Raw genomic sequence first — 23,721 nt, forward strand, 5'->3', positions numbered from 1 at the left:
CGTCCCCGCCCCACCCAACCCCAACAAAATCAGCCGCCCCCAGCCCAGCCACCCCCGGCCCAGCTCCGCCGCACCCAGCGGCCCAGCCCAGCGCGGCCCAGCCCAGCCCAGCCCAGCGCGGCCCAGCCCAGCCCAGCCCGGCCCGGCACAGCCCGGCCCGGCACAGCCCGGCCCGGCCCGGCACAGCCGCACACAGAGCCACACCCAGCACGCCCGGTCGACCCCGCTTTCGCCTCCACGGGCCGCCTCCACAGCGCTCATCATCGCGCGAAAGCCCAACCCCCCGCTCAAGGCCTGTGGATAACTCCCTGGTGTGGACAACTCACCGGGCTCACCCCGTACAAAGGAGAATGGAGCGCACCCACAAGGGATGCGCTCCATTCCCGCGGACCTCGACCACCGCCTGGCTGATGGCCGAAAGGCCGGTTCACTCGCTGTCGGCGAGGATGGCGTAGAGCTTGCGCTTCGTCTCGTTCAGCACCTCGAGCGCCCGCTGCCGCTGCTCCGGCGTGCCGGAGAAGCCGACCTGCTTGAGGGCGCTGAAGATGCCGACCGCCGCGTCGCGGAAGTCCTGCACCTGGTTGAGGGTGTCGTCGCCGAACTGGGCCCAGGGCGGGTTCTGCGCGGCGGTCTCGGCCTCGGGGCGACCGTCCTCGGTGAGGCGGTAGCTCTTGCGGCCGCCCTCGGCGGTGACCTCGATCAGGCCCTCGTCCTCCAGCAGCTGGAGGGTGGGGTAGATCGAGCCGGGGCTCGGGCGCCAGATGCCGTTGGTGCGGGCGTCCAGCTCCTGAATCATCTCGTAGCCGTGCATCGGGCGCTCCAGGAGCAGCGCCAGGACGGCCGGGCGCACGTTGGGCCGGCCCCGGCCACCGCGCCGGCCACCGCCGCGCTGGCCGTGCTCACCGGGGCCGAACGGGCCGCCGGGGCCGAAGCCGCCGTGCCCGCCCGGGCCACCGGGCCCGAAGGGGAAGCCGGGCGGGAACCCGAACCCGCGCATCCGATGTCCGTGATGTCCTTCGTGGGGGAACCTCATGATCTTCTCCGTTCTGTCGTCGATAGTTAGACGATATATCGGCAACGTGTCGGAAGCAAGGGTTTCCGAACTGATGGGGTTGCCATGCGTGTCGAACGGCCGCGATCTGGCAATGTGGTAGCTGTGTTGACGGTGCCCATTCGCCAGCTCGGAGAGCCGGAGCGTGCTGCGGTCGAGCGGATCCTGGACGCCGACCCGTTCGCGGGTGCCCAGATCGCCGAGCGGGTCGCCGCCCACGGGCTGAACTGGTGGCGGTCCGACGGGCGGATCTACGGCTACGAGCCGGCCCGCCGCATCGAGTCGATCATCTGGTCCGGCGCGCATCTGGTCCCGGTCGGCGCCAATCCGCCGGCCATCGCGGCCTTCGCCGACCTGCTCAGCCACGAGCCACGGGTCTGCTCGTCGATCATCGGGCGGGCCGAGGCGGTCCTCGATCTGTGGGATCGGCTCAGCGTGCACTGGGGGCGCGCGCGAGACGTGCGGCCCAACCAGCCGTTGCTGGTCACCGACCGGTCGCCGCTGGTCGCGTCCGATCCCGAGGTGCGCCTGGTCCGGCCGAACGAGGTGGAGCAGCTGTTCCCGGCCGCGGTGGCGATGTACACCGAGGAGGTCGGCGTCTCGCCGCTGCAGGACGACGGCGGCCGGGGCTATCGACGCCGCGTCACCGAGCTGGTCAAGGGCAAGCGGGCGTATGCGCGGTTCATCGGCGATCAGGTGATCTTCAAGGCCGAGCTGGCGATCATCACCCGGCGCACGACGCAGGTCCAGGGCGTCTGGGTCCACCCGGAGTTCCGCGGGCGCGGGATCGCGACGGCGGCGATGGCCGCGGTGGTCGACGACGCGCTGCGCCGGGTCGCGCCGACGGTCAGCCTCTACGTCAACGACTACAACACCTCGGCGCGCCGGGTCTACCAGCGCTGCGGCTTCGTCTCCGCCGGCGCCTTCGCCACCGTCCTCTTCTAAAAGAGACTTGCCCGGGTCCGCATCCCAGACCCGGGCAAATTCAACATCAAATTCCGATTTGGTACGACCTGAGCACCGCCGCCGCACCCAAAACCCGCAAAACCCACGAAACGCCGCCGGTGCGGAAGCGTTTCGTGCGCGGAGCGAAGCGGAGCAATCCGGCTCAGTGCACGGTGACGACCGGTCCCGGGAGCAGCTCGCGGAGCTCGTCCGGCAGGTCGGCGCCCATCTGGTCGGCGAGCCGCAGCGCCTCCTCGACCAGCGTCTCCACGATGATCGACTCCGGCACGGTCTTGATCACCTTGCCCTTGACGAAGATCTGGCCCTTGCCGTTGCCGGAGGCCACCCCGAGGTCCGCCTCCCGGGCCTCGCCGGGCCCGTTCACGACGCAGCCCATGACGGCCACCCGCAGCGGCACCGGGAACCCGTCGAGCGCCGCGGTGACCTGCTCGGCGAGCGTGTACACGTCCACCTGGGCGCGCCCGCAGGACGGGCAGGAGACGATCTCCAGGCCACGCTCGCGCAGGCCCAGCGACTCCAGGATCTGGTTGCCGACCTTGATCTCCTCGACCGGCGGGGCGGAGAGCGAGACCCGGATGGTGTCGCCGATGCCCTCGGCCAGCAGCGCGCCGAACGCGACCGCCGACTTGATCGTGCCCTGGAACGACGGGCCGGCCTCGGTCACACCCAGGTGCAGCGGGTAGTCGCACTGCTCGGCGAGCTGCCGGTACGCCCGGATCATGACGACCGGGTCGTTGTGCTTGACCGAGATCTTGATGTCCCGGAAGCCGTGCTCCTCGAACAACGAGCACTCCCAGAGCGCCGACTCGACCAGCGCCTCGGCGGTGGCCTTGCCGTACTTCTCCAGCAGCCGCTTGTCCAGCGAGCCCGCGTTGACACCGATCCGGATCGGGACACCGGCGGCGCCGGCCGCCTTCGCGATCTCCTTGACCTTGTCGTCGAACTGCCGGATGTTGCCCGGGTTGACCCGGACCGCGGCGCAGCCGGCGTCGATCGCGGCGAACACGTACTTCGGCTGGAAGTGGATGTCGGCGATCACCGGGATCTGTGACTTCTTGGCGATCGCGGGCAGCGCCTCGACGTCGTCCTGCGACGGCACGGCGACCCGGACGATCTGGCAGCCGGACGCGGTCAGCTCGGCGATCTGCTGCAGCGTCGCGTTGACGTCGGAGGTGAGGGTCGTGGTCATCGACTGAACGCTGACCGGGGCACCACCACCGACGAGGACACCACCGACGTTGATCTGCCGGCTCTTACGGCGCGGGGCCAGCGGCGGCGGGGGTACGGCCGGCATTCCGAGACTGATCGCAGTCATTTCACTCACTTGAAGATCGTAATCGGGTTGATGATGTCGGCGGTCGCCGTCAGCAGCGTAAACGCGCCACCTATCAGGATGACCGCGTAGGTGAGTGGCATCAGCTTGTAGTAGTCGACACGCCCCGGATCGGGTCGCCGGAGTCGTCGGTAGAGCAGCGAACGGACCCGTTCGTACCACGCGATGGCGATGTGGCCGCCGTCGAGCGGGAGCAGGGGCAGCAGGTTGAACAGGCCGATGAACACGTTCAGCGAGATGAAGATCTGCCAGAAGACCTCCGGCACGCCCTTCTCGATCGCCTCGCCACCGAGCCGGCTCGCGCCGATCACGCTGATCGGGGTGTCCGGGTCACGCTCGTCGCCGGTGATCGAGTTCCACAGGGCGGGGATCTTCTGCGGGATCTTCCCCATCGCCTTGAACGAGTTCTCCACCAGGTACCAGCCGTACTCACCGGAGCCCTTGACCGCGCCGAGCGGACCGTACTGCACCACGTACGGCTGATCGGTGTCCCAGCTGATGCCGGCGACCGAGACCAGCGAGACCGCGCCCTTCGGATCCTCGACCGGCGCCCGTTCGTCGCTGATCAGGTCGACCGACAGGACCTTGGTCTGGCCGTCCCGGATCACCTCGAACTCGGTCGGGCCGGCCTTCGAGGCCCGGATGGCGTCGGTGAGCTGCCCGTAGTTCGCCACCGGGGTGGTGCCGACCCGGGTGATCCGGTCCAGATCCTGCAGGCCGGCGGTCTTGGCGGGCGGCACGATCGCGCCGTTGGTACCCGGCACACAGGTCTCGGTCGCGGTCTTCTGCGCCGCGGCGTCCAGCTTCTTGACCTCGGTCTGCACCGAGAGGCAGTCGCCGACGTGGATCATCGCCGGGTAGGACCGCTGGTCGGCGTTGGACTGCGGGAGGTGAATGTTCGGCAGGCCGACCGAGACGGCCATCACCCACGCGCCGGCCAGGGCCAGCAGGAAGTGGGTGATCGAGCCGGCCGACATCACGATCGTCCGCTTCCAGACCGGGAACCGCCACATCGCGCGCGGCTGGTCCTCCGGCAGCACGTCGTCGTCCTGCGGGGTCATCCCGACGATCTTGCAGAAGCCGCCGAGCGGGATGGCCTTGAGCCCGTACTCCGTCTCGCCGCGCTTGAACGAGAAGATCGTGGGGCCGAAGCCGACGAAATACTGCGTCACCTTCATCCCGAAGCGCTTGCCCGTGATCATGTGACCCAGCTCGTGCAGGCTCACCGAGACGAGGATGGTCAGCGCGAACGCCGCCGCACCCAGCCAGAACAGCATCAGGCTCCTTCAGCCACAGTCGCGATCGTCCGCTGTGCCTGGGCCCGCGCCCAGGCTTCCGCGGCCAGCACGTCATCGACGGTACCCGGCTCCGCGAAATCCGGAGCCGCCGCGAGCACCTGTTCCAGGGTGTCGACGATGCCCAGAAAAGGTAGCCGACCGGCGACGAAAGCGGCCACACACTCTTCGTTGGCGGCGTTGAAGATCGCCGGACGGCACCGCCCGGCGCGGCCCGCCGCCTTGGCCAGCTCGACGGCCGGGAACGCCTCGGCGTCCAGCGGACGGAACTCCCAGGTGTGCGCGAGGGTCCAGTCGACCGCCGGGGCGGCCTCCGGCACCCGGTCCGGCCAGGCCAGGGCCAGCGCGATCGGCAGCCGCATGTCCGGCGGGCTGGCCTGGGCCAGGGTCGAGCCGTCGGTGAACTCGACCATCGAGTGGATCACCGACTGCGGGTGGACCATCACCTCGAGGTCGTCGTAGGGCACGCCGAACAGCTCGTGCGCCTCGATCACCTCGAGCCCCTTGTTCACCATCGTCGCCGTGTTGATCGTGACGACCGGGCCCATGTCCCAGGTCGGGTGCTTGAGCGCGTCCTCCGGAGTGACGTTCGTCAACTCGCTGCGCCGGCGCCCGCGGAACGCTCCCCCGCTGGCGGTCAGCACCAGGCGGCGCACCTCGTCGGCCCGGCCGCCGCGCAGGCACTGGGCCAGCGCGGAGTGCTCCGAGTCGACCGGGACGATCTGCCCCTCCTTGGCGATCCGCCGGACCAGCGGACCGCCGGCGACCAGGGACTCCTTGTTGGCCAGGGCGAGTGTCCGGCCCTCCTCGAGGGCGGCCAGGGTGGGCTTCAGGCCGAGGCTGCCGACCACGCCGTTGAGCACCACGTCACAGCGGTGCCGGGCGAGCTCGGTCATCGCGTCCGGCCCGGCCACGATCTTCGGAAGCTTGAAGTCGCCGGAGGACCAGCCGCGCTTCTGCGCCTCGGCATAAAAAGCCAACTGCAGATCCTGTACGGCGGAGGCGCGCGCCACGCCGACCACCTCGACCGCCAGCTCCAACGCCTGCGCGGCGAGCAGCTCGACGTTGCCACCGCCGGCGCCGAGCGCGACCACCCGGAACCGGTCCGGGTTGCGGCGCACGATGTCGATGGCCTGGGTGCCGATGGATCCGGTCGAGCCGAGCAGGACGAGGTCTCGCATGCCGCCCATCTTCCCGGACCGCCCGCGCTCAGGCTCCGGCGACCCTGGCCCGGACGAACGCGGTCAGCCCGGCCGCCGTCTCCGGATCGAGCTCGGAGGTCCCCACGGTGACGTAGTCACCCTGCACCGTGCTGCACAGCAGCAGTCCGGGCAGTTCCTCGACGCGGGTCAGGGCGGGCCGGCGGTACCGCCCCTCGAACAGGTATCGGTAACCATGATCGCGTGATCCTGGTGAGCGCGGGGCCCTCGCGGGGTACACCCTGTTCGTGCTGATCAGGGTCCGACGGGCGGTCACGGTGATGCTGCGGCCGCTGCGGGGGCGGGATCTCGCGCTGCACGCCGCGGCGGTGACGTTCTACAGCGGGATCGCGGTGGTGCCGGTGGCGCTGCTGGCCATCTGGCTGACCGGGCTGGCGGCCGGCGCGGACCGGGTACGGCGGCTGACCGGCCGGACCATCGCGGCTCTTCCGGACGAGATCGGCGCACCTCGGGCCCTGGCCGCGCTGATCGACGCCGGCCTGCACCTCACCCCGCTGCTGGCGCTGGCCAGCCTGCTGCCGGCCACCCTCTACGGCGAGGGGCTGCGCCGGGCGTTCGTCTCGATCTACCAGCGTGGCGGCGAGTCGCTGGTCGGCTGGCGCGGGCGGGTGCTCTGGCTGCCGCTGCTGGCCGCCGCCCCGGCGCTGCTGCTCGCGCTCTTCCTGGCGCTGCCCACGACGAGCGCCCTGTGGCTCCGCGGCGGCTGGTGGTCGGTGCTCGGCGTGGTGCTCTCCTTCCTGGCCGCCTGGCTGGTGCTGACGCCGGTGGTGATCTGGGTGTTCCGGTACGTCGCCCCGGGCCGCCCGCCGTGGCTGCCCACGGCCCTGATCGGGTCGTTCACCGCCGCCAACCTGTCCGGCTTCCTGCACGGGTTCGTGCTGTTCTGCTCGCTGCCGCTGAACCTGGGCGCGCCGTTCGGCGGATTCGCCGCGATCGGCGGGACGGTCGCGGTCGGCCTGTGGCTCTACCTGTTCCACACGATCGTTCTTGTCGGATTCGCGGCAACACACGCCATCAAGCCACATTTATCGGGCGAATAGGCTAAGGCACGAGACACGAACGCGAGGTAGCGTCGCTCGGCATGACCCCCATTCCCGACCGCGCCGACGTGGTGATCATCGGAGCCGGTCACAACGGCCTGGTGTCCGCGATCCTGCTGGCCCGCGCCGGGCTCGACGTCGTCGTGCTCGAGGCGGCCGGAGTGCTCGGCGGCGCGACCCGCACCGAGCACCCGTTCCCCAAGGTGCCCGGTCTGGGCCAGTCCACCGGCTCCTACCTTCTCGGCCTGATGCCGCCCGAGCTGCTGAAGACGCTCGACGTCGACATCCCGGTGCTGCGCCGCGACCCGCACTACTTCCTGCCCACGCCCGGCCCGGCCGGCTCGCCGTACCTGCTGTTCGGGCGGGACCGCGAGGCCACCCGCCACCAGCTGGAGACGTTCTTCTCGGCGCGCGACGCGGCGGCCGACGAGGCGCTCGCGGTGGAGATCGGCGCGATCCGGTCCGACCTGGCGCCGGCCTGGCTGGAGGAGCCCGGCTCGGTCGAGCAGATCGCCGATCGGTACATCCGGCCCCAGCTGCAGAGCACCTTCCTCGACCTGGTGCGCGGCTCCGTGGTCGACTACCTGGCCCGGTTCGGCTTCAAGAGCGAACTGCTGACCAGTATGTACGCGGTGACCGACGGCCTCTCCGGGCTGACCGCCGGGCCGGACGACCCGGGCACCGGGCACAACTTCCTGGTCCACAACATGTGCCGGCTGCCCGGCTCGGACGGCACCTGGCTGATCGCCGAGGGCGGCATGGGCACCGTCTCCCGGACCTTCGCCGACGCCGCCCGGGCGGCCGGCGCCCGGCTCTTCACCGACGCCGCGGTGACCTCGGTGACCCTGGACGGGGGCGCGGCCGGCGGGGTCGTGCTCGCCGACGGGCGGTCGATCGGCGCCCGGGTGGTCCTGGGCAGCTGCGACCCCTACCAGCTGATGTCGCTGGTGCCCGAGGGCACGCTGCCCGCCGCGCTCACCGAGCACATGGCGTCGGTGCGTAAGCCGGGCACCACGCTCAAGGTCAACCTGGCGCTGCGGGACCTGCCGACGTTCAGCTGCCTGCCGGCGGGCGCGCCGTCGCCGTTCGGTTCGACGGTCCACCTGCTGCCCGGCGCCGGCGACTCGCCGATGGCCGCGCTGCGGAACATGTGGGCCGAGGTGCAGGCCGGGAAGCTGCCGGCCGAGCCGACCATCGAGTGGTACGTGCACACCACGGTCGACCCGTCGCTGCGGGACGACGCCGGGCACCACTCGTCCGCGCTGTTCGTCCAGTCGGTCCCGTTCGAGCCGGCCGGCTCCTCGTGGGACGCCGAGCTGCCGGGGTACGTGGAGCGTCTGCTGGCGATCTGCGACCGGTACGCCCCGGGCACGTCCGACCTGGTCGCCGACGTGTTCCCGCTCACCCCGCCGGGGATCGAGAAGCACTTCGGGATCACCGGCGGGCACATCCACCACGTGGACAACACGGTCGCCTTCGACCAGCGGATGCCGTATTTCACCGGGGTGGACGGCCTCTACGCCGGCTCCGCGGGGACGCACCCGGCCGGCAGCGTGATCGGCGCCGCCGGGCACAACGCGGCGGTCCGGATCCTGAAGGACCTCGGCCGCTCCTGAGTCCGCCGGCGGAACCGCCTGGCGTCTCCCCGGGCCCGGCCGGCGGCGCCGTGGCGGCCCGGACCGGCCGGATGTCGCGGACTGTGGGGACGGGCGTGGTGACCTGCGGTTGAGGGGCCGCTACGCCCGTACCGTCTAAGGGTTTTCGGTCTTGTGGGCCCTGATCTTGTGGCCGACGCCGGTGAGGCAGCGGCCGCTGGGAAGGTCGAACTTCCAGCCGTGCAGCTGGCAGGTCAGGACGTTGCCGTCGACGATGCCGAAGCGGGACAGGTCGGCCTTGAGGTGCGGGCAGCGGCGCTGCACGGTCCAGTCGCCGAACTGGGTGTCCTCGGCGTCGACCGACTTCTCGTGCTCGTCGTACCAGCCCTCGGCGTACTGCAGGCGCTCCTCGGAGAGGCACTTGAAGAACGCGTAGACGAACTCGTTGTACTGCCCGATCCGTGCGGCGGAGAAGCGGCAGGACAGGAAGAGCGAGTTGACCCAGTCACCCTCGTCGATGAAGATCAGGTGCTCGATCAGGGCGCGGCCGGTCTTGAAGCGGTAGCGCACCTTCTCGTCGGCATACTGCCGGACCTGCTTGCCGGGGAAGTCGACGACGATCGACTCGACGACCTCGCCGTCCGGGCCGAACGAGTCGGTGAGGTCGAAGCGGACCGGGCCGCCGACCCCGTTGGCCAGGTAGATCGACTCCTCGAGGAGCGGCTCGATCCGCTTCTTCATCGCGCCGAGCACGTCGATCTCCGGGTGCCGCCAGGACGCCTTCTCGGCGGCGATGATCGGGGCCTTGCGCTCCCGCATCTCCTCCAGGTGGGCGGTCTTGTTCGCGAAGAACTCGTCGACCGGCATCGGGTGCGTGGTCGTCTCGGTGGTGCCGCCGTCCGAGAGGACCGTCACACTGCCGGGGAGCTGCACGACGGCGTTGGTGCCGCCGACCTTCGCGTACTCCGAGAGGAAGACCGACTGGTCGGGGAAGATGTTCCCCTCGTCACCGTGGATGTCGTTGAACTGCCACAGGCTGTCGTCGAGGAAGCACGGCGGGCCGGCGATCGGGAAGACGAAGTCGGCCTTCAGGTCGTCGATGTAGCGCCAGGTGCGGTCGAACTGCCGGTCCCGCTTCTGCTTGCCGAACGCGGTCTTCGCGTTCTCCGGCAGCTCGTAGACCATCGGGTACCAGATCGCGCCGGAGAACTGCAGCATGTGCGCGTGCACGTGGCCCAACTCGGTGAAGCGGGTCAGGTCGGACGGGCGGGCGTCGTTCTGGTTCAGCAGGCGGATGCCGTCGTGCTCGACCCAGAGCGAGGAGTCGCCGATCGGGCCGTCGGTCGGGCTGATCAGCGCCTGGATCATGATCTTGAGGCCGCCGTCGAGCTCGTGCACCTCGTCCGACCGCGTCCGGAAGAACTTCGTGAAGCCCAGGTCACGCAGCTCGTCCTCGAGCTGACTCGTCGGGTACTCCGGGAGCAGAACGGTGGCCTTCTTGCTGATGAACCGCTTGAGGTGCGCCGCGTCGAAGTGGTCCCGGTGCAGGTGGGAGACGTACAGGTAGTCGACGTCGCCGAGGGTCTCCCAGTCGAGCTGGGAATTGTCCGGAAACGGGAACCACGAGGCAAAATACGCCGGATTCACCCACGGATCGGTCAGGATGCTGCCGGCGGCCGTGTCGATCCGCATGCTCGCATGGCCGGTGCCCGTGATCCGCACTTGTCACTCCTCTGCTTCGGCGCCTGGTGCCGCATCGAAAGTACAGCCGGGTTGGTAGCTTCCGCCCGGCGACCCCGTGACAGACTGTGGACGACGGTCAGATCATCGACGAGGAGGACCGACGTGTCCGCGGAAGAACATGGCGAGGTCTACGCCCCGGACCAGTTGAAGCCGACCAACCGGCGGCGGGCCCAGCGCGGCGCGATCATCTCCGCTGTGGTGCTGCTCATGTTCCTCTGGGGCAACCAGTCCGGGAACACCGAGAAGGTGTGGCTCGTCCTGATCGCGGCCGGTCTGGTCGCCGTCGTGATCGGCGACGCGGTGCTGCGCAAGGCCGGTCTGCGGCCGAACGACTGAAGCTTCTCAACGAGCGCGAAAGAAGGGGAGGGCCGACCGGCCCTCCCCTTCTTCGTCGTCGCTGTGCCTACCGGCGACCGCCGCGCAGGAGGATGTCCTTCACCTCGCGCAGGGCCGCGTCGACCTCGGCCTCGAAATACCCGTTCGGCACCAGGCCGAACTGCAGCATGTCCAGGTCGTTCTCGTTCACCGGCATCGGGCCGCGGCCGGTCATCGCCTGCAGGATGCCCTCGAACAGCCGGTCGACCTGCATCGGGTCGTACCCACTGCCGAAGCGCCGCGGCTGGAACGTCCGGCGCAGCTGGTCCACCCGGTAGAGCTCGCCACCGGGCTCGCCCATCGGCGGGCCCAGGTGCGACTGCTGCTGCTGCGGCGGCTGACCGTAGCCACCGGGCGGGCCACCCATCGGGTCGCCCGGCATCCCGGACGGCGGCGGCTGCATCGGCGGACCCATCGGGCCCTGCGGCATCTGCGGCGGGCCGCCGTAGCCACCACTGCGCGGGTCGCGGTCCGGCATCCGCATCTCGGCGGTCATGTCGGTGCGGCCGTGCCGGCCGGGCTCGAAGCCGCCGAACGTGGTCGGCTCGTCGTAGCCCTGCTGCTGCGGCGGCTGCTGCTCGTAGCCCTGCGGGGCGTTGCGCTGCGGGAGCTGCGGCTGCTGGGGCTGGCCACCGTAGGACGTGGGCTCGTCGTAGCGACCGCCGCCACCGTACTGCTCCTGCGGGGGCATCTGCGGGCGCTGCGGCATCTGCGGCGGCATCTGGAGCCGCTCGGTCTGCGCCATGCCCGGGTTCATCCCCTGACCGCCGAACTGCTGCTGGTTCGGGTTGCCGAACTGCTGCTGCTGGTTCGGGTTGCCGAACTGCGGCGGACCGGGCGGCGGGCCGCCCTGCGGGCCACCCATGCCCATGCCGGCGCCGGCCATCCCGTTGCGCGGCATGCCGCCGGAGAGCGCGGGCGGGCCGCTGGGCTGGCCGATCGGGCCGGACCGGTCGATGGAGCCGCGATCGATGGCACCGGAGCGCTCGGCGGACAGGCCACCGCGCATCGAGTCCCGCATCGGGTCGACCGGGCGGCCGCCACGCTCCTCGAACTCGGCGAGTTGCCGCTCGACCCGGTCGAGGTGCAGGTCCACCTGCCACTCGTCGTAGCCACCGAAACGCACCCGGAAGACGACGTCGTGCACTTCCTGAGCGGCGACCGGCGGGCCGGCCTGCTCACCGGAGAGGGTCGCCTCGACCCGGTCCAGGAAGGCGTCGACCTCGTCGACCTTGTAGCCCCGGCGCAGCGCACGCCGCCGGAAACGCTGTCCCTGACTCGTCACAACGTCTCCCACTCCGCTCGCTGGGACCTGCGCCCAGTCACTGTGCCACCTCCGCGTCGGCTGCGACGCTCCCTGCGCCCGCCTGCGTCAACTCTCCCGCGGCCAGTTGGCCACAGGCACCGTCGATCTCCCGGCCCCGGGTGTCGCGAACCGTGGTCGACACGCCCGCCTCACGCAGCCGCCGGACGAACTCGCGCTCGACCGGTTTCGGACTGGCATCCCACTTACTACCCGGAGTCGGGTTGAGCGGGATGAGATTCACATGGGCAAGCTTGCCGTGCAGTAGGCGGCCTAACAGGTCGGCACGCCAGGGCTGATCGTTTACGTCCCGGATCAGGGCGTATTCGATGGAGACCCGGCGACCGGTCTGCGCCGCGTAATCAAACGCGGCATCGAGCACCTCGGCCACCTTCCAACGCTGGTTGACGGGCACAAGCTCATCGCGCAGATCATCATCGGGGGCATGCAGTGACAACGCAAGAGTCACAGAGAGCTGTTCGGCGATCAACCGGCGCATTGCGGGCACCAAACCCACCGTGGACACCGTGATGTGCCGTTGTGAAAGACCGAGACCCTCCGGAGCGGGGGTCGTCAGGCGCCGAACGGCCTCGATGACCCGCGGATAGTTGGCCAGCGGCTCGCCCATTCCCATGAAGACGACGCGGGACAGCCGGGGCGGGGAACCGGTCACCGCGCCCGAGGCGGCCACCCCGGCGAGATAGACCACCTGGTCGACGATCTCGGCCACCGACAGGTTGCGGGTCAGACCCTGCTGGCCGGTCGCGCAGAACGGACAGGCCATGCCGCAGCCGGCCTGGCTGGAGACACAGGCCGTGACGCGGTCCGGATAACCCATCAGCACGCTCTCGACGAGCGCGCCGTCGTGCAGCCGCCAGAGCGTCTTGCGGGTCGCGCCGTCGTCGCAGGCCTGCTCGCGGATCGGGGTCAGCAGCGTGGGGAGCAGCTCGGAGGTGAGCTTGTCACGCGTGGCCGACGGCAGGTCGGTCATCGCGGCGGCGTCACGCACCAGGCGGCCGAAGTAGTGGGTGGAGAGCTGCTTGGCCCGGAAGGCCGGCTCGCCGAGCGCGGTCACCGCGGCTTGGCGCGCGGCGAGGTCGAGGTCGGCGAGGTGGCGCGGGGGCATGCTGGGACGGCGGCGGGTGAGCACCGCGTCCGGCTGGTCGGGACTGATCGGGATGACCGGAAGAATCGTCATGGCGTATCCAGTCTCCCACGCTCCACCGGCACGTCGCCCATGGCTAGTTCGGCGCGATGATCGCGAAGAGCAGGTAGGCCGTGGGGACCGCGAAGAGGATGGAGTCCAGCCGGTCCATCAGCCCGCCATGGCCGGGCAGCAGGTTGCTCATGTCCTTCACGCCGAGGTCCCGCTTCAGCATCGACTCGGCCAGGTCGCCCATCACCGCGACGATCGAGATCACCGCGCCGAACAGCAGGCCGTAGTAGACCGGGACCTCCATCAGGAAGAACAGCAGCGCGCCGGAGCCGATCGCGGCCGCCGTCATCGAGCCGGCGAAGCCCTCCCAGGACTTCTTCGGGCTGATCTTCGGCGCCATCGGGTGCTTGCCGAGGAACACGCCGGCGGCGTAGCCACCTGTGTCGGAGAGCACCACGGCGACCACCGTGGCCAGCACCCGCCACTTGCCGTCGTCCGGCTGCACCAGCATCGCGGCGAAGCTCAGCAGGAACGGCACGTAGACCGCGATCAACGTGATCGAGGTGAAGTCGCGGCGGACCGCGGCGGCGCCGTCGGCGAGACGCCACAGGGCCGCGGCGCCGATCGTGGCGAGCAGGCCCAGGGTGAGCGCGTCCGGCCCGGCGTACCAGGCCAGGCCGGTCATGCCGATCGTGCCGGCGATCAGCGGGATGACCGGCGGGCGGGCGCCGGTGACGTGCACCGCGCGGGCGGTCTCCCAGACGCCGACCGAGGCGGCCAGCACCAGGACCCCCAGCAGGGCCGGGGGCCAGATCAGCAGGGAGGCCAGGACCACCAGGCCGAGGCTGAGCCCGACCGCGATCGCGGCGGGCAGGTTACGGCCGGCCCGGCTCTTGCCGTCGGGCTTGCGGCCACGGCCGGCCCGGCGCTTTCCGGGACCGCGCTTGGCCTGCTCGTCGTCCGCGTGCCAGGCGGGATTCTGGTACGCCAGGGCGTCGGCGTGCGGTTCGCCCGGGATCTGCCCGGCACGCGGATCGAGGTAGGACATCAGACTTCGAGCAGCTCGGCTTCCTTGTGCTTGACCAGCTCGTCCACCACCGCGACGTACCGGTGGGTGACGTCGTCGAGCTCCTTCTCGGCGCGACGGCCATCATCCTCGCCGGTCTCGCCGTCCTTGACCAGCTTGTCGATCTGCTCCTTGGCCCGGCGGCGCACGTTGCGGATCGCGACCCGGCCCTCCTCGGCCTTGGAACGCGCCACCTTGATCATCTCGCGGCGGCGTTCCTCGGTCATCTGCGGGAGGTGGATGCGCAGCTGGGTGCCCTCGTTGTTCGGGTTGACCCCGAGGTCCGAGTCCCGGATGGCGCGCTCGATCGGGCCGAGCTGGGTGCTGTCGTACGGCTTGACGATGACCATGCGCGGCTCCGGAACGCCGACGGAGGCCATCTGCGTCACCGGCGTAGGAGCGCCGTAGTAGTCGACCATGATCTTGGAGAACATCGCCGGGGTGGCCCGCCCGGTCCGGATGGCGGCGAACTCCTCCTTGGCGTGCTCGACCGCACCGTCCATCTTCTCTTCGGCCTCGAAAAGGGTTTCCTCGATCACCGGCTCTCCTCGCTCTCTTGGGTGGGTACGGAAGGTGGCTGGCTCACGCGGTGATCAGCGTGCCGATCTTCTCGCCGGCGCACGCGCGCACGATGGTGTCGTCGCCGTCCGCGCCGAAGACGAGCATCGGCAGCTTGTTCTCCTCGCAGAGGCTGAACGCGGCCTGGTCGGCCACCCGCAGCCCGCGCTGGAGGATCTCCTGGAAGGTGATGTTGTCCAGCTTGCGCGCGGTCGGGTCGACCCGGGGGTCGGCGGTGTACACCCCGTCGACACCGTTCTTGCTCATCAGCACCATGTCGGCGTGGATCTCCAGCGCGCGCTGGGCGGTGACCGTGTCGGTGGAGAAGTACGGCATGCCGGCGCCGGCGCCGAAGATCACGACGCGGCCCTTCTCCAGGTGCCGGATCGCGCGGAGCGGGATGTACGGCTCGGCGACCTGGGCCATCGTGATGGCCGTCTGGACCCGGGTCTCGATGCCCTCCTTCTCCAGGAAGTCCTGGAGGGCCAGGCAGTTCATCACCGTCCCGAGCATGCCCATGTAGTCGGCGCGGTTCCGGTCCATACCGCGTTTCTGCAGCTCGGCGCCGCGGAAGAAGTTGCCGCCACCGACCACCACGGCAACCTGAATGCCGCGCCGGTTCACCGTGGCGATCTGCTTGGCCAGCGCCTGCACCACATCGGGATCGACGCCGACCGCACCACCACCGAAAACCTCGCCGGACAGCTTGAGCACGACCCGGCGCGGCCTCATGGTCTGCGGGTCCTGATCCTCAACCGTGGCGGACTGCTCGGTCACCATCGTCATGAGACCCGCCTTCCCTTCACTTTCTGCAGGAGACCTTATGCGACCGGGAGGCCGGACGCTCAATCGCGTACCCGACCTCCCGTGCCATTGCTTTGTGGTGCCTTACTCCTGGCCGACCTCGTACCGGACGAACCGGGTGATCTCGATGCCCGCCTCGGTGGCGATCTGCTTGACCGTCTTCTTGTTGTCGACGACCGAAGCCTGCTCCAGCAGGACGAAGTCCTTGAAGAAGGAGTTCACCCGGCCGTCGACGATCTTGGTGATCGCCTGCTCGGGCTTGCCCTCCTCGCGAGCGGTCTGCTCGGCGATCCGGCGCTCGGACTCGACGACCTCGGCCGGGACGTCCTCGCGGGTCAGGTACTTCGGCCGCATCGCGGCGGCCTGCATGCCGATGCCACGGGCATCCGCGTCGGCGGCCTCGTCGTCCTTGCCGGTGTACTCCACCAGCACGCCGACCTGCGGCGGCAGGTCCTGCGCCTTGCGGTGCAGGTAGACCGCGACGGTGCCGTCGAGGATCGTGAAGCGGTTCACCACGATCTTCTCACCGATCTTGGCGGCGTACTCCTGAACGATGTCGGCGACGGTCTTGCCGTCCTCCAGCGTCGCGGCGAGCAGCCCGGCGGCGTCGGCGATCTTGTTGGCCTCGCCGAACTCGACGAAGCGCTGACCCAGCGCGACGAAGTCCGGGGTCTTGGCGACGAAGTCAGTCTCACAGTTCAGCTCGAGCAGAGCCCCACCGGAGTGGCTGACGATGCCGTTGGCGGCGGTCCGGCCGGCGCGCTTGCCGACGTCCTTCGCACCCTTGATGCGCAGGAACTCGACGGCCTTGTCGAAGTCGCCCGCGGACTCCTCGAGCGCCTTCTTGCAGTCCATCATGCCGGCACCGGTGAGTTCGCGGAGCTTCTTCACGTCCGCGGCGGTGTAGTTAGCCATGACTCTTCTCTCGATGTCAGTCGGGAAAACGGCCGCCGCCTTTGACGGCGGCGGCCGGAAGCACGTCGGTTGACTTACTCGGCCGGGACGGCGGCAACCGGCTCGGCGACAGCGGCCGGCTCGGCAGCGACCGGCTCAGCGGCGGCAGCCGGCTCGGCGGCGACGACGGCAGCGGGCTCGTCGGCCTTCTTCTCGGCACCCTCGTAGAGGTCCCGCTCCCACTCGGGCAGCGGCTCGCCGGCGGCGACGGTGCCCGCCTCGGGCTTCGCGTCCGCGTCACCGCGGTTGCGGCCGGAACGCTGGATCAGGCCGTCGGCGACCGCGGTCGCGATGACCCGGGTCAGCAGCTCGGCCGAGCGGATCGCGTCGTCGTTGCCCGGGATCGGGAAGTCGACCTCGTCCGGGTCACAGTTGGTGTCCAGCACCGCGATGACCGGGATGCCCAGCTTGCGGGCCTCGTCGACCGCGATGTGCTCCTTCTTGGTGTCCACGACCCAGATCGCCGACGGCGTCTTGGTCATGTCCCGGAGGCCACCGAGGGTCTTGGTGAGCTTGGTCTTCTCACGGAAGAGCTGGAGGGTCTCCTTCTTGGTGTAACCCGCGGCGGTGCCGGTCAGGTCACCCAGGCCCTCGAGCTCCTTCATCCGCTGAAGGCGCTTGTAAACGGTCTGGAAGTTGGTCAGCATGCCGCCGAGCCAACGGTGGTTCACGTACGGCTGGCCGACCCGCGTCGCCTGCTCGGCGATGGCCTCCTGCGCCTGCTTCTTGGTGCCGACGAAGAGGATGTGACCACCCTCGGCGACGGTGTCCCGCACGAAGGCGTACGCCTTCTCGATGTACTCGAGAGTCTGGCGCAGGTCGATGATGTAGATGCCGTTACGCTCGGTGAAGATGAAGCGCTTCATCTTCGGGTTCCAGCGGCGGGTCTGGTGCCCGAAGTGGACACCGCTCTCCAACAGCTGACGCATGGTCACAACGGCCATGGTGGTGCTCCCTGATCTGCCCTGGTTGTCACGCTCACCGGCGGTGAGCATCCTGGCGCCCGGTCAGCGGCCGCAGTCGGGCCCGAAGATCATCGGGACCAGGGAGGGCCGTTGCCGCCGAACCGGCTCGCCAGGAACAGCGATCGGGACGGTCGGAGGGCGCGCGAGGTCGACCGCGTGGGCGGTCGCCGGGTCCAAGCATACGCCAACCCGATTTTTGGCAAGCCCCGGCCCGTTTGCCGGCCGCTTCGCTCAGGAAACTGCCAGGCCTGCGGCCAAGAGCAAGATCAAACCAATTGGCACGTACGCCGTGGGCGTGCGCAACCACGCACTGCGATCCGTCCGCACGGCGCCGCTCCCGGCCGCCGCGAACAGGCCGAAGCCGGTGAGCGCCAGGCCGAGCGTGAGCAGGACCGCGGGGACGATCCCACCGGCCGTCGGCTTGGCGGCGAACGTGGCGGTCATCAGCAGCCGCAGCACCGGGACGAACAGGACGAGCACCCCGATCGCCACGATCACCGACGAGAGCGGGCGGCGCTTCGCGGTGACCGGCGGGGCCAGGGCGGTCGGCTCGTTCGGGACCGGCGGCGGGGCCGGCGGCAACTCCCGCTGCCGCTGGGGCTGCGGCGGAGGCGGCGGGATCGTCGGGTACTCCGGGCCGCGGATCGGGATGCGGCCGGACTCGTACGGGCCGCGCGGCTCGGGCTCGGCGGGGCGCTGCTCGGGCAGCCGGACACCGCCGGTGTCGTAGGCGTCCTCCCGCAGCGCGTGCGAGCCGGAGGCCTCCGGCTCGTTCGGGTACCGGGGTGGATCGGTGTACCGGCTGCCGGAGTACCAGCTCGGGGCGGACTCGTCCGCGTAACGATGCTCCACGGATTCGCACCGTAGGCGACCGCGGGCGTTCAGGCCACAGCCAGGCACATATCACACCTCATCGGTGACCGTTCGGGAATCCACAGTGACGCTCTGTCCACAGGCCGGGTCGTCGCGGGCGGCCGTTCCTGCCACGGTCCGCGGCATGACGACTCAGCGGCAGGCGATCGGGGCGTACGGCGAACGACTCGCCGCCCGGCATCTGGAGGAACACGGGCTGCGCATCCTGGCCCGCAACTGGCGATGCGCGGACGGCGAGGTCGACCTGATCCTGCGGGACGGGGACGACGTGGTGTTCTGCGAGGTCAAGACACGGCGGACGGGAACCTTCGGGCCACCGGCCGCCGCGGTCGACCCGCGGAAGGTCAAGAAGTTGCGGCAGCTGGCGCTGCGGTGGCTGGCCGAGTCCGGGACGTACGCGCCGCGGATCCGGTTCGACGTGGTGGAGGTGCTGCCGCAGCCGCGGGGGGCCAGCCGGGTGGTGCACATTCGGGCGGCGTTCTGATGAGTTATGCCCGAGTGCTCTGCGTGGGCCTGGTCGGCGTCGGCGGCCGCCTGGTCGAGGTCGAAGCCGACCTCTCCCAAGGCCTGCCCACCGTGGTGCTGACCGGCCTGCCGGACGCCGCCCTGCACCAGGCCCGGGATCGGGTCCGCGCGGCGGTGGTCAACAGCGGCCGCGAGTGGCCCAATCGCCGCATCACGGTGAATCTGCTGCCGGCCGCACTGCCGAAGCACGGCAGCAGCTTCGATCTGGCGATCGCGGCGGCTCTGCTCGCCGGGGCCGGCGATCTCCCCGCCGAGCCGTTGGAGGGCGTCGTCCTCCTCGGCGAGCTGGGCCTGGACGGCGCGGTCCGCCCGGTGCGCGGTGTGCTCCCGATGGTGGCGGCCGCCGCCCGGGCCGGAATCACCCGGGTGATCGTGCCGCTGGCCAACGCCCGCGAAGCGACCGTGGTGCCCGGGGTGACCGTGCGCGCCGTCGACTCGCTGCGCCGCCTGGTCGACTTCGTGAACGGTGCCGACCAGCTGCTCGAACCACCGCCGGAATCGCCGCCGCCGGCCCACACCGGCCCCGATCTGGCCGACGTCGCCGGCCAGTCGTTCGGGCGGTACGCGTTGGAGATCGCCGCCGCGGGCGGCCACCATCTCGCGCTGCTGGGGCCGCCCGGCGCGGGCAAGACGATGCTCGCGGAACGGCTCCCGTCGATCCTGCCCGCCCTGAACGACGAGGCAGCGCTCGAGGTCACCGCGTTGCAGTCGATCGCGGGGGTGCTCCCGCCGGACATCGGCCTGGTGCGGCAGCCGCCCTACCAGGCCCCACACCACAGCTCCAGTCTCGCGGCGCTGATCGGCGGGGGCAGCGGGCTGGCCCGCCCCGGGGCGCTCTCCCTGGCCCATCGGGGCGTTTTGTTCCTGGACGAGGCCCCCGAAATCGCGAGGAGCACGCTGCAGGCGTTGCGGCAGCCGCTGGAGAGCGGGCGGGTCGTGCTGGCCCGGTCCCGCGGCACGACCGAATACCCCGCGCAGGTTCAGTTGGTGATGGCCTCCAACCCCTGCCCGTGCGCCACCGCGGATCAGCGCTGCACCTGCAGTCCCGTCGTGCGACGCCGCTACCTGGGCAGGCTCTCCGGGCCCCTGCTGGACCGGATCGACATGAAGGTCGACCTCCTCCCGATGCGAGCCGCGCAGTTGATCACGACAACGGTGCCGGCCGAGTCCTCCACGGCTGTCGCGGCCCGCGTCCGCCGAGCCCGGGACGCCGCCGCAGAACGCTGGAAGGAGTACCGATGGCAGGTCAACGCCGAGGTGCCGGGACCACGCCTGCGGCGGCCACCCTGGCTGCTGCCCGCCAAGGACACCGCGGCGCTGCGGACCGCGCTGGATCGGGGAACGGTCTCGGCACGAGGATTCGATCGGGTGCTGCGGCTGGCGTGGACCATCGCCGACCTCGACGGGCGCGACCGGCCCCGCGGGGAGGATGTGGCGGAAGCACTGCAGTTGCGGACCGGCATCACCGGACCGGCCGCCGCGGTGACCTCGGCCAAGCGGCTGTGGCTCGCTGACGTGCCTTCCTCCGGCACCCCGGACGGCGTCGCGGACTCACTTGCCGCCTTGCCCGGCGCCGATTCGCAGGTGGCGCGATGAGCGAGCCCGGGAGTCACGCCGATCGGATGGCCAGGGCGGCGCTCACCTGGCTGGCGGAGCCGGGGAATCGGGCGGTCTGGACGCTGGTTCAGCGGGTCGGGGCGCCGGCCGCGCTGGAGCGGCTGCTGGCCGGGAACCTGCCGGACAAGTGGCTGCAGGCGGCGATCTCGGCCCGGACCGCCGCCGGGGACGCCCGGCAGATGGCCGAGGAGGCGATGAGCCGGGCCGACGAGGTCGGTGCCCGGCTGGTGGTGCCGTCCGACCCGGAGTGGCCGGCCCGGGTGGACGCGCTGGCCAGGCTGGAGATCGACAGCGGCTCCCGGGTGAACCGGGACACCCGGCCGCCGCTCTGCTTCTGGGTGCGCGGCGAACTACGGCTCGGCGCGGCCCTGGACCGGTCGGTGGCGATCGTCGGGGCGCGGGCGTCGACCGGATACGGGACCTACGTGACCAACGATCTGGCGTACGGACTGGCCGAGAAGGGCTGGACCGTGGTGTCGGGCGGCGCCTGCGGGATCGACGCGGCGGCTCACCGGGCGGCGCTCGCCGCCGACGGCGTGACCGTGTCCGTGCTGGCCTGTGGCGTGGACCGGCCGTACCCCGTACTGAATGCGGAGATGTTCGCCCAGATCGCCGAGCGCGGTCTGCTGATCAGTGAGTGGCCACCGGGCGCCGAGCCGCTGAGGCACCGCTTCCTGATCCGGAACCGGGTGATCGCGGCGGCCACCGCGGGCACGGTCGTGGTCGAGGCCGCGGCGCGCAGTGGCGCCACCCAGACGATGAGCCGGGTGCTGGCCCTGGACCGGCCCGCGATGGTCGTGCCGGGGCCGGTGACCTCGGCGATGTCGGTGGGCTGCCACGAGTTGTTGCGGAAACATCCGTACACGCGGCTGGTCACCTCGGTCGCCGACGTGCTGGAGGAGGTCGGCCGGATCGGCGAGTACCTGGAGCCGCCGCCGCGCGGGCGCGAGCGGGTCCGGGACCGGCTGGACGAGGAGTCGGCGCTGATCATGGAGGCGCTGCCCCGGCGCGGGGCGGTGAGCGCGGAGGAGATCGCGGCCGAGGCGCGGCTGGATCTGCGGACGGTGCTCCGGCGTCTGTCCCTGTTGGAGGCCGCGGGTTTGGTGGTGCGGACCGAGTCCGGAATCACGCTCGCGCGGCGGGGTGGTTAGTCACGTGGACTCCGTCACCCGTTCGGGGGAAATCCTCGAAGTTCTCCGGCGCCCGGAATGTCGCTGTTCCCGCCGCGAAGCGGATCGTCCGCAGTGGACCAGGCCGGCCGCGGTCCCACCCTTCACCACGGTCCCCACCACGGCTTTCACCGCGAATCATTGCGGAAACTTTGTGTCAGGGTCGCGGGGTCACGCGGCGGCCGGGACGCTTGGCGCGCGCCGGCCGTCGCGTACCGAACAGAGGCGATCAGTCCTCGGATTCATCCAGGTCACGACGGTGGACCTTCATCCAGGCCTCGACGTCCTCGGTCAGCCACACCTTGCCCTGAGCCAGATCGGCAGCCGGCTTGGGAAAGTCCGCACGGCTGGTGATCTGGTACGCCCGCTGACGGCTCACACCGCCCAGGCGGATACGGATCTCGTGTGCGCCCATGAGGCGGATCGGCTTCACTCCCACATGATCGACCGTAGGCGCGGGACTATTAGGCGCTCAGCAGGTTGGCGGGAGACAGCTAGTCGTACGTTCACTAGGATCTCCGCCATGACTAGACGTCGCATGACAACTGGACAGGTGCCTTTTTCCCCACGTCATCGTCGCGACTGGCGGACTCTGTGGCGCCGCTGCCGCTGCGGCCTGAAGGCCCCGTGCATCGACCGTTTGGTGCCGGCGCCGGCGAAGCCCTACCCGCCGGGGGACGCTCCGCAGCGCCGGGCCGTGGTCGCCCATTCCGACAATGCGTCTCCGGACCGGCAAAAGCCCCGGCTGTCGGCGCCGCCGCGGGTGGAGGTTCCCCGGCAGCGCCAGGGCCCGGGCGTCCACAACGGGCGGCCGGTGTCCACCGAGCGCGAGACCGACGATCCGCATGACAACCATTCCCCCGGCCGGGACGGCGCCGCCCCCGCCCGGGACGGAGGCGACCCCGGCCAAGGCGGCGGCGACTCCGGCCAAGACGGGGGCAGCGGAGAGGCTGGTCCGCGGCCAGACGGGGGCAATGGAGAGATGGGTGGGCGGCCAAGCGAGGGCGGCGGAGATACAGGTGCGTGGGCGGACGCGGGCGGTGCGGAGGCCGGCGGTGCAGACGCGGGCCGTGCGGACGCGGGCGGTGCGGACGCGGGCCGTGCAGACGCGGGCGGTGCGGAGGCGGGCGCGGGCGGTGCGGAGGCGGGCGCGGGCGGTGCGGAGGCGGGCGCGGGCGGCGGGCAGCGCGCGGTTCGGGGAGGGCCTGGGGAGACAGCGGGCGGGCAGGACGGGCGGCCGGTGGGGCGAGCTTCGGTGCCGCGGCCGCGGACCAGGCACCTGGAGGCGAACGTGGGACGCGCCGGGAACCTGACGCCCGGGCAGCGGCATCGGACGGTCTGCAACGACCCGTTCAAGAACCATTTGCACCGCCGTCGCCACCAGCGCTGAGCAGCACATCAAGGAACTTTGGCGCCGGGGGCCGACCGGCGCGTGAGGCGTAAGCGAAATTACTGAGGGGCACCGCCGGGCATGAGCTCGCGGATCCGGGCCTTCGGAGGGAAGCCACGGACACGGGACGGCCACGACGGGCCCGGCCGGATTCGGGGGCACCGTTGACCACCGCACAAGAAGCCGAACACCTGCACGACCGGCCGGATTGGAACTGCCGCATCTGCGGCGGCGCCTGGCCGTGCTCCGACGCGCGGGCCAAACTCCTGTACGAGTACCGCGCTTTCCCGTCGCTGCTGCGGATCTACATGTCGAATCAGATGTACGAGGCCCTTGAGGACATGGCCGTCGACGAGCCGGTGAACCTGTACGAACGCTTCCTGGCCTGGGCCTGACAAAACCCTCCTGACCAGCCGCCATCCCTCCTGATCAGCCACTGCCCAACCTCGACCGGGAGGCAGCCCTCGCACACGACGCGGGCAGCGCAGGCGAGGTTGGGCACGGCCAGCGCAACGAGCACACGCACAGCCCGAGCGGCCACAGTTGGCGTCGGCGGCCGGGCCACGTTGGGCCGCGGCCTGGACTGGGCAGGGCCGAGCCTGGCGTGCGGCGGAGCCGGACATGCGGCGCGTTAGCTGAACCATCCGGGAGAGCTGTGCCGAGCGAACTGTGCCGGGCGGCCGGAGTCGGAGTCGGCTGACCGGAGTCGGAGTCGGCTGACCG

The 23,721-nt window shown here is 70.6% G+C and carries 22 protein-coding genes and 1 pseudogene; 8 read left to right on the forward strand and 15 right to left on the reverse strand.

The annotated features are described in order from the left end of the window. Positions 1–427: 427 nt before the first annotated feature. Positions 428–1,033, reverse strand: a complete 606-nt coding sequence (locus L3i22_RS47400) for a PadR family transcriptional regulator (protein WP_221323955.1) — start codon at positions 1,031–1,033, stop codon at positions 428–430. A 123-nt stretch (positions 1,034–1,156) separates the two neighbouring features. Here L3i22_RS47400 and L3i22_RS47405 point away from each other — a divergent pair, with 123 nt between their 5' ends. Further along, the gene (locus L3i22_RS47405; protein ID WP_221323956.1) at positions 1,157–1,996 is read left to right on the forward strand and encodes a GNAT family N-acetyltransferase; all 840 of its coding nucleotides are present in this window, start codon (positions 1,157–1,159) and stop codon (positions 1,994–1,996) included. 163 nt (positions 1,997–2,159) lie between these two features. Here L3i22_RS47405 and ispG read toward each other — a convergent pair whose 3' ends face one another. Genes ispG through L3i22_RS47425 form a run of 4 tightly spaced genes read right to left on the reverse strand, consistent with a single transcriptional unit; the run spans position 2,160 to position 6,085 of the window. Then, a complete protein-coding gene (gene ispG / locus L3i22_RS47410) occupies positions 2,160–3,332 on the reverse strand; it encodes a flavodoxin-dependent (E)-4-hydroxy-3-methylbut-2-enyl-diphosphate synthase (RefSeq protein ID WP_221330502.1) in 1,173 nt (390 codons plus the stop codon). 5 nt (positions 3,333–3,337) lie between these two features. Further along, positions 3,338–4,627 (reverse strand): RIP metalloprotease, encoded by a 1,290-nt coding sequence (locus tag L3i22_RS47415; protein WP_221323957.1) that lies wholly within the window; start codon positions 4,625–4,627, stop codon positions 3,338–3,340. After that, on the reverse strand, positions 4,627–5,835 hold the full coding sequence (gene dxr, locus L3i22_RS47420) for a 1-deoxy-D-xylulose-5-phosphate reductoisomerase (RefSeq protein WP_221323958.1): 1,209 nt from the start codon (positions 5,833–5,835) through the stop codon (positions 4,627–4,629). Before dxr ends, L3i22_RS47415 begins: the two co-directional genes overlap by 1 nt. A gap of 19 nt (positions 5,836–5,854) precedes the next feature. Further along, on the reverse strand, positions 5,855–6,085 hold the full coding sequence (locus L3i22_RS47425) for a hypothetical protein (RefSeq protein ID WP_221323959.1): 231 nt from the start codon (positions 6,083–6,085) through the stop codon (positions 5,855–5,857). 40 nt (positions 6,086–6,125) lie between these two features. Here L3i22_RS47425 and L3i22_RS47430 point away from each other — a divergent pair, with 40 nt between their 5' ends. Both L3i22_RS47430 and L3i22_RS47435 read left to right on the forward strand, forming a co-directional pair. After that, entirely contained in the window at positions 6,126–6,905 is a 780-nt protein-coding gene (locus L3i22_RS47430; protein WP_221330503.1) for a YhjD/YihY/BrkB family envelope integrity protein, read from the forward strand. A gap of 41 nt (positions 6,906–6,946) precedes the next feature. Further along, on the forward strand, positions 6,947–8,521 hold the full coding sequence (locus L3i22_RS47435; protein WP_221323960.1) for an NAD(P)/FAD-dependent oxidoreductase: 1,575 nt from the start codon (positions 6,947–6,949) through the stop codon (positions 8,519–8,521). A 135-nt stretch (positions 8,522–8,656) separates the two neighbouring features. On the opposite strand, the gene L3i22_RS47440 is transcribed toward L3i22_RS47435, so the two are convergent. After that, entirely contained in the window at positions 8,657–10,222 is a 1,566-nt protein-coding gene (locus tag L3i22_RS47440; protein ID WP_221323961.1) for a Rieske 2Fe-2S domain-containing protein, read from the reverse strand. A gap of 123 nt (positions 10,223–10,345) precedes the next feature. On the opposite strand from L3i22_RS47440, the gene L3i22_RS47445 reads away from it, so the two are divergent. Beyond that, the gene (locus L3i22_RS47445) at positions 10,346–10,579 is read left to right on the forward strand and encodes a DUF2631 domain-containing protein (RefSeq protein WP_221323962.1); all 234 of its coding nucleotides are present in this window, start codon (positions 10,346–10,348) and stop codon (positions 10,577–10,579) included. 67 nt (positions 10,580–10,646) lie between these two features. On the opposite strand, the gene L3i22_RS47450 is transcribed toward L3i22_RS47445, so the two are convergent. From L3i22_RS47450 to L3i22_RS47485, 8 genes are all read right to left on the reverse strand, one after another. Next, positions 10,647–11,903, reverse strand: coding sequence for a DivIVA domain-containing protein (locus tag L3i22_RS47450; protein ID WP_221323963.1), 1,257 nt, complete (start codon positions 11,901–11,903; stop codon positions 10,647–10,649). 37 nt (positions 11,904–11,940) lie between these two features. Beyond that, the gene (gene rlmN, locus L3i22_RS47455; RefSeq protein ID WP_221323964.1) at positions 11,941–13,119 is read right to left on the reverse strand and encodes a 23S rRNA (adenine(2503)-C(2))-methyltransferase RlmN; all 1,179 of its coding nucleotides are present in this window, start codon (positions 13,117–13,119) and stop codon (positions 11,941–11,943) included. Positions 13,120–13,162: 43 nt separating this feature from the next. Continuing rightward, positions 13,163–14,125, reverse strand: coding sequence for a phosphatidate cytidylyltransferase (locus L3i22_RS47460; RefSeq protein ID WP_221323965.1), 963 nt, complete (start codon positions 14,123–14,125; stop codon positions 13,163–13,165). After that, entirely contained in the window at positions 14,125–14,682 is a 558-nt protein-coding gene (frr, locus tag L3i22_RS47465) for a ribosome recycling factor (RefSeq protein WP_221323966.1), read from the reverse strand. The genes L3i22_RS47460 and frr overlap by 1 nt, the downstream gene beginning before the upstream one ends. A 43-nt stretch (positions 14,683–14,725) precedes the next feature. Continuing rightward, the gene (pyrH, locus tag L3i22_RS47470) at positions 14,726–15,433 is read right to left on the reverse strand and encodes a UMP kinase (protein ID WP_221330504.1); all 708 of its coding nucleotides are present in this window, start codon (positions 15,431–15,433) and stop codon (positions 14,726–14,728) included. A gap of 156 nt (positions 15,434–15,589) precedes the next feature. Next, a complete protein-coding gene (gene tsf / locus L3i22_RS47475) occupies positions 15,590–16,420 on the reverse strand; it encodes a translation elongation factor Ts (protein ID WP_221323967.1) in 831 nt (276 codons plus the stop codon). A gap of 74 nt (positions 16,421–16,494) precedes the next feature. Next, on the reverse strand, positions 16,495–17,403 hold the full coding sequence (gene rpsB / locus L3i22_RS47480; RefSeq protein ID WP_221323968.1) for a 30S ribosomal protein S2: 909 nt from the start codon (positions 17,401–17,403) through the stop codon (positions 16,495–16,497). A 252-nt stretch (positions 17,404–17,655) separates the two neighbouring features. After that, a complete protein-coding gene (locus L3i22_RS47485) occupies positions 17,656–18,276 on the reverse strand; it encodes a hypothetical protein (RefSeq protein ID WP_221323969.1) in 621 nt (206 codons plus the stop codon). Positions 18,277–18,421: 145 nt separating this feature from the next. Between L3i22_RS47485 and L3i22_RS47490 the strand changes: the two genes are divergently transcribed. From L3i22_RS47490 to dprA, 3 genes and pseudogenes are all read left to right on the forward strand, one after another. Beyond that, entirely contained in the window at positions 18,422–18,781 is a 360-nt protein-coding gene (locus L3i22_RS47490) for a YraN family protein (protein WP_221323970.1), read from the forward strand. Next, a pseudogene (locus L3i22_RS47495) lies at positions 18,781–20,283 on the forward strand (YifB family Mg chelatase-like AAA ATPase); the annotation flags it as partial. The gene L3i22_RS47490 and the pseudogene L3i22_RS47495, both read left to right, overlap by 1 nt. A gap of 131 nt (positions 20,284–20,414) precedes the next feature. Beyond that, complete coding sequence (gene dprA, locus L3i22_RS47500; RefSeq protein WP_221323972.1) at positions 20,415–21,590, forward strand: DNA-processing protein DprA; 1,176 nt, start codon at positions 20,415–20,417, stop codon at positions 21,588–21,590. A 247-nt stretch (positions 21,591–21,837) separates the two neighbouring features. Here the strand turns inward: dprA and L3i22_RS47505 are convergent, their stop codons facing one another. Beyond that, the gene (locus tag L3i22_RS47505; protein ID WP_067698744.1) at positions 21,838–22,023 is read right to left on the reverse strand and encodes a regulator; all 186 of its coding nucleotides are present in this window, start codon (positions 22,021–22,023) and stop codon (positions 21,838–21,840) included. A 1,139-nt stretch (positions 22,024–23,162) separates the two neighbouring features. On the opposite strand from L3i22_RS47505, the gene L3i22_RS47510 reads away from it, so the two are divergent. Next, positions 23,163–23,393 (forward strand): hypothetical protein, encoded by a 231-nt coding sequence (locus L3i22_RS47510; protein ID WP_221323973.1) that lies wholly within the window; start codon positions 23,163–23,165, stop codon positions 23,391–23,393. Positions 23,394–23,721 lie beyond the last annotated feature (328 nt).

Source organism: Actinoplanes sp. L3-i22 (genome assembly GCF_019704555.1).
In the GTDB taxonomy this organism is placed as follows: domain Bacteria; phylum Actinomycetota; class Actinomycetes; order Mycobacteriales; family Micromonosporaceae; genus Actinoplanes.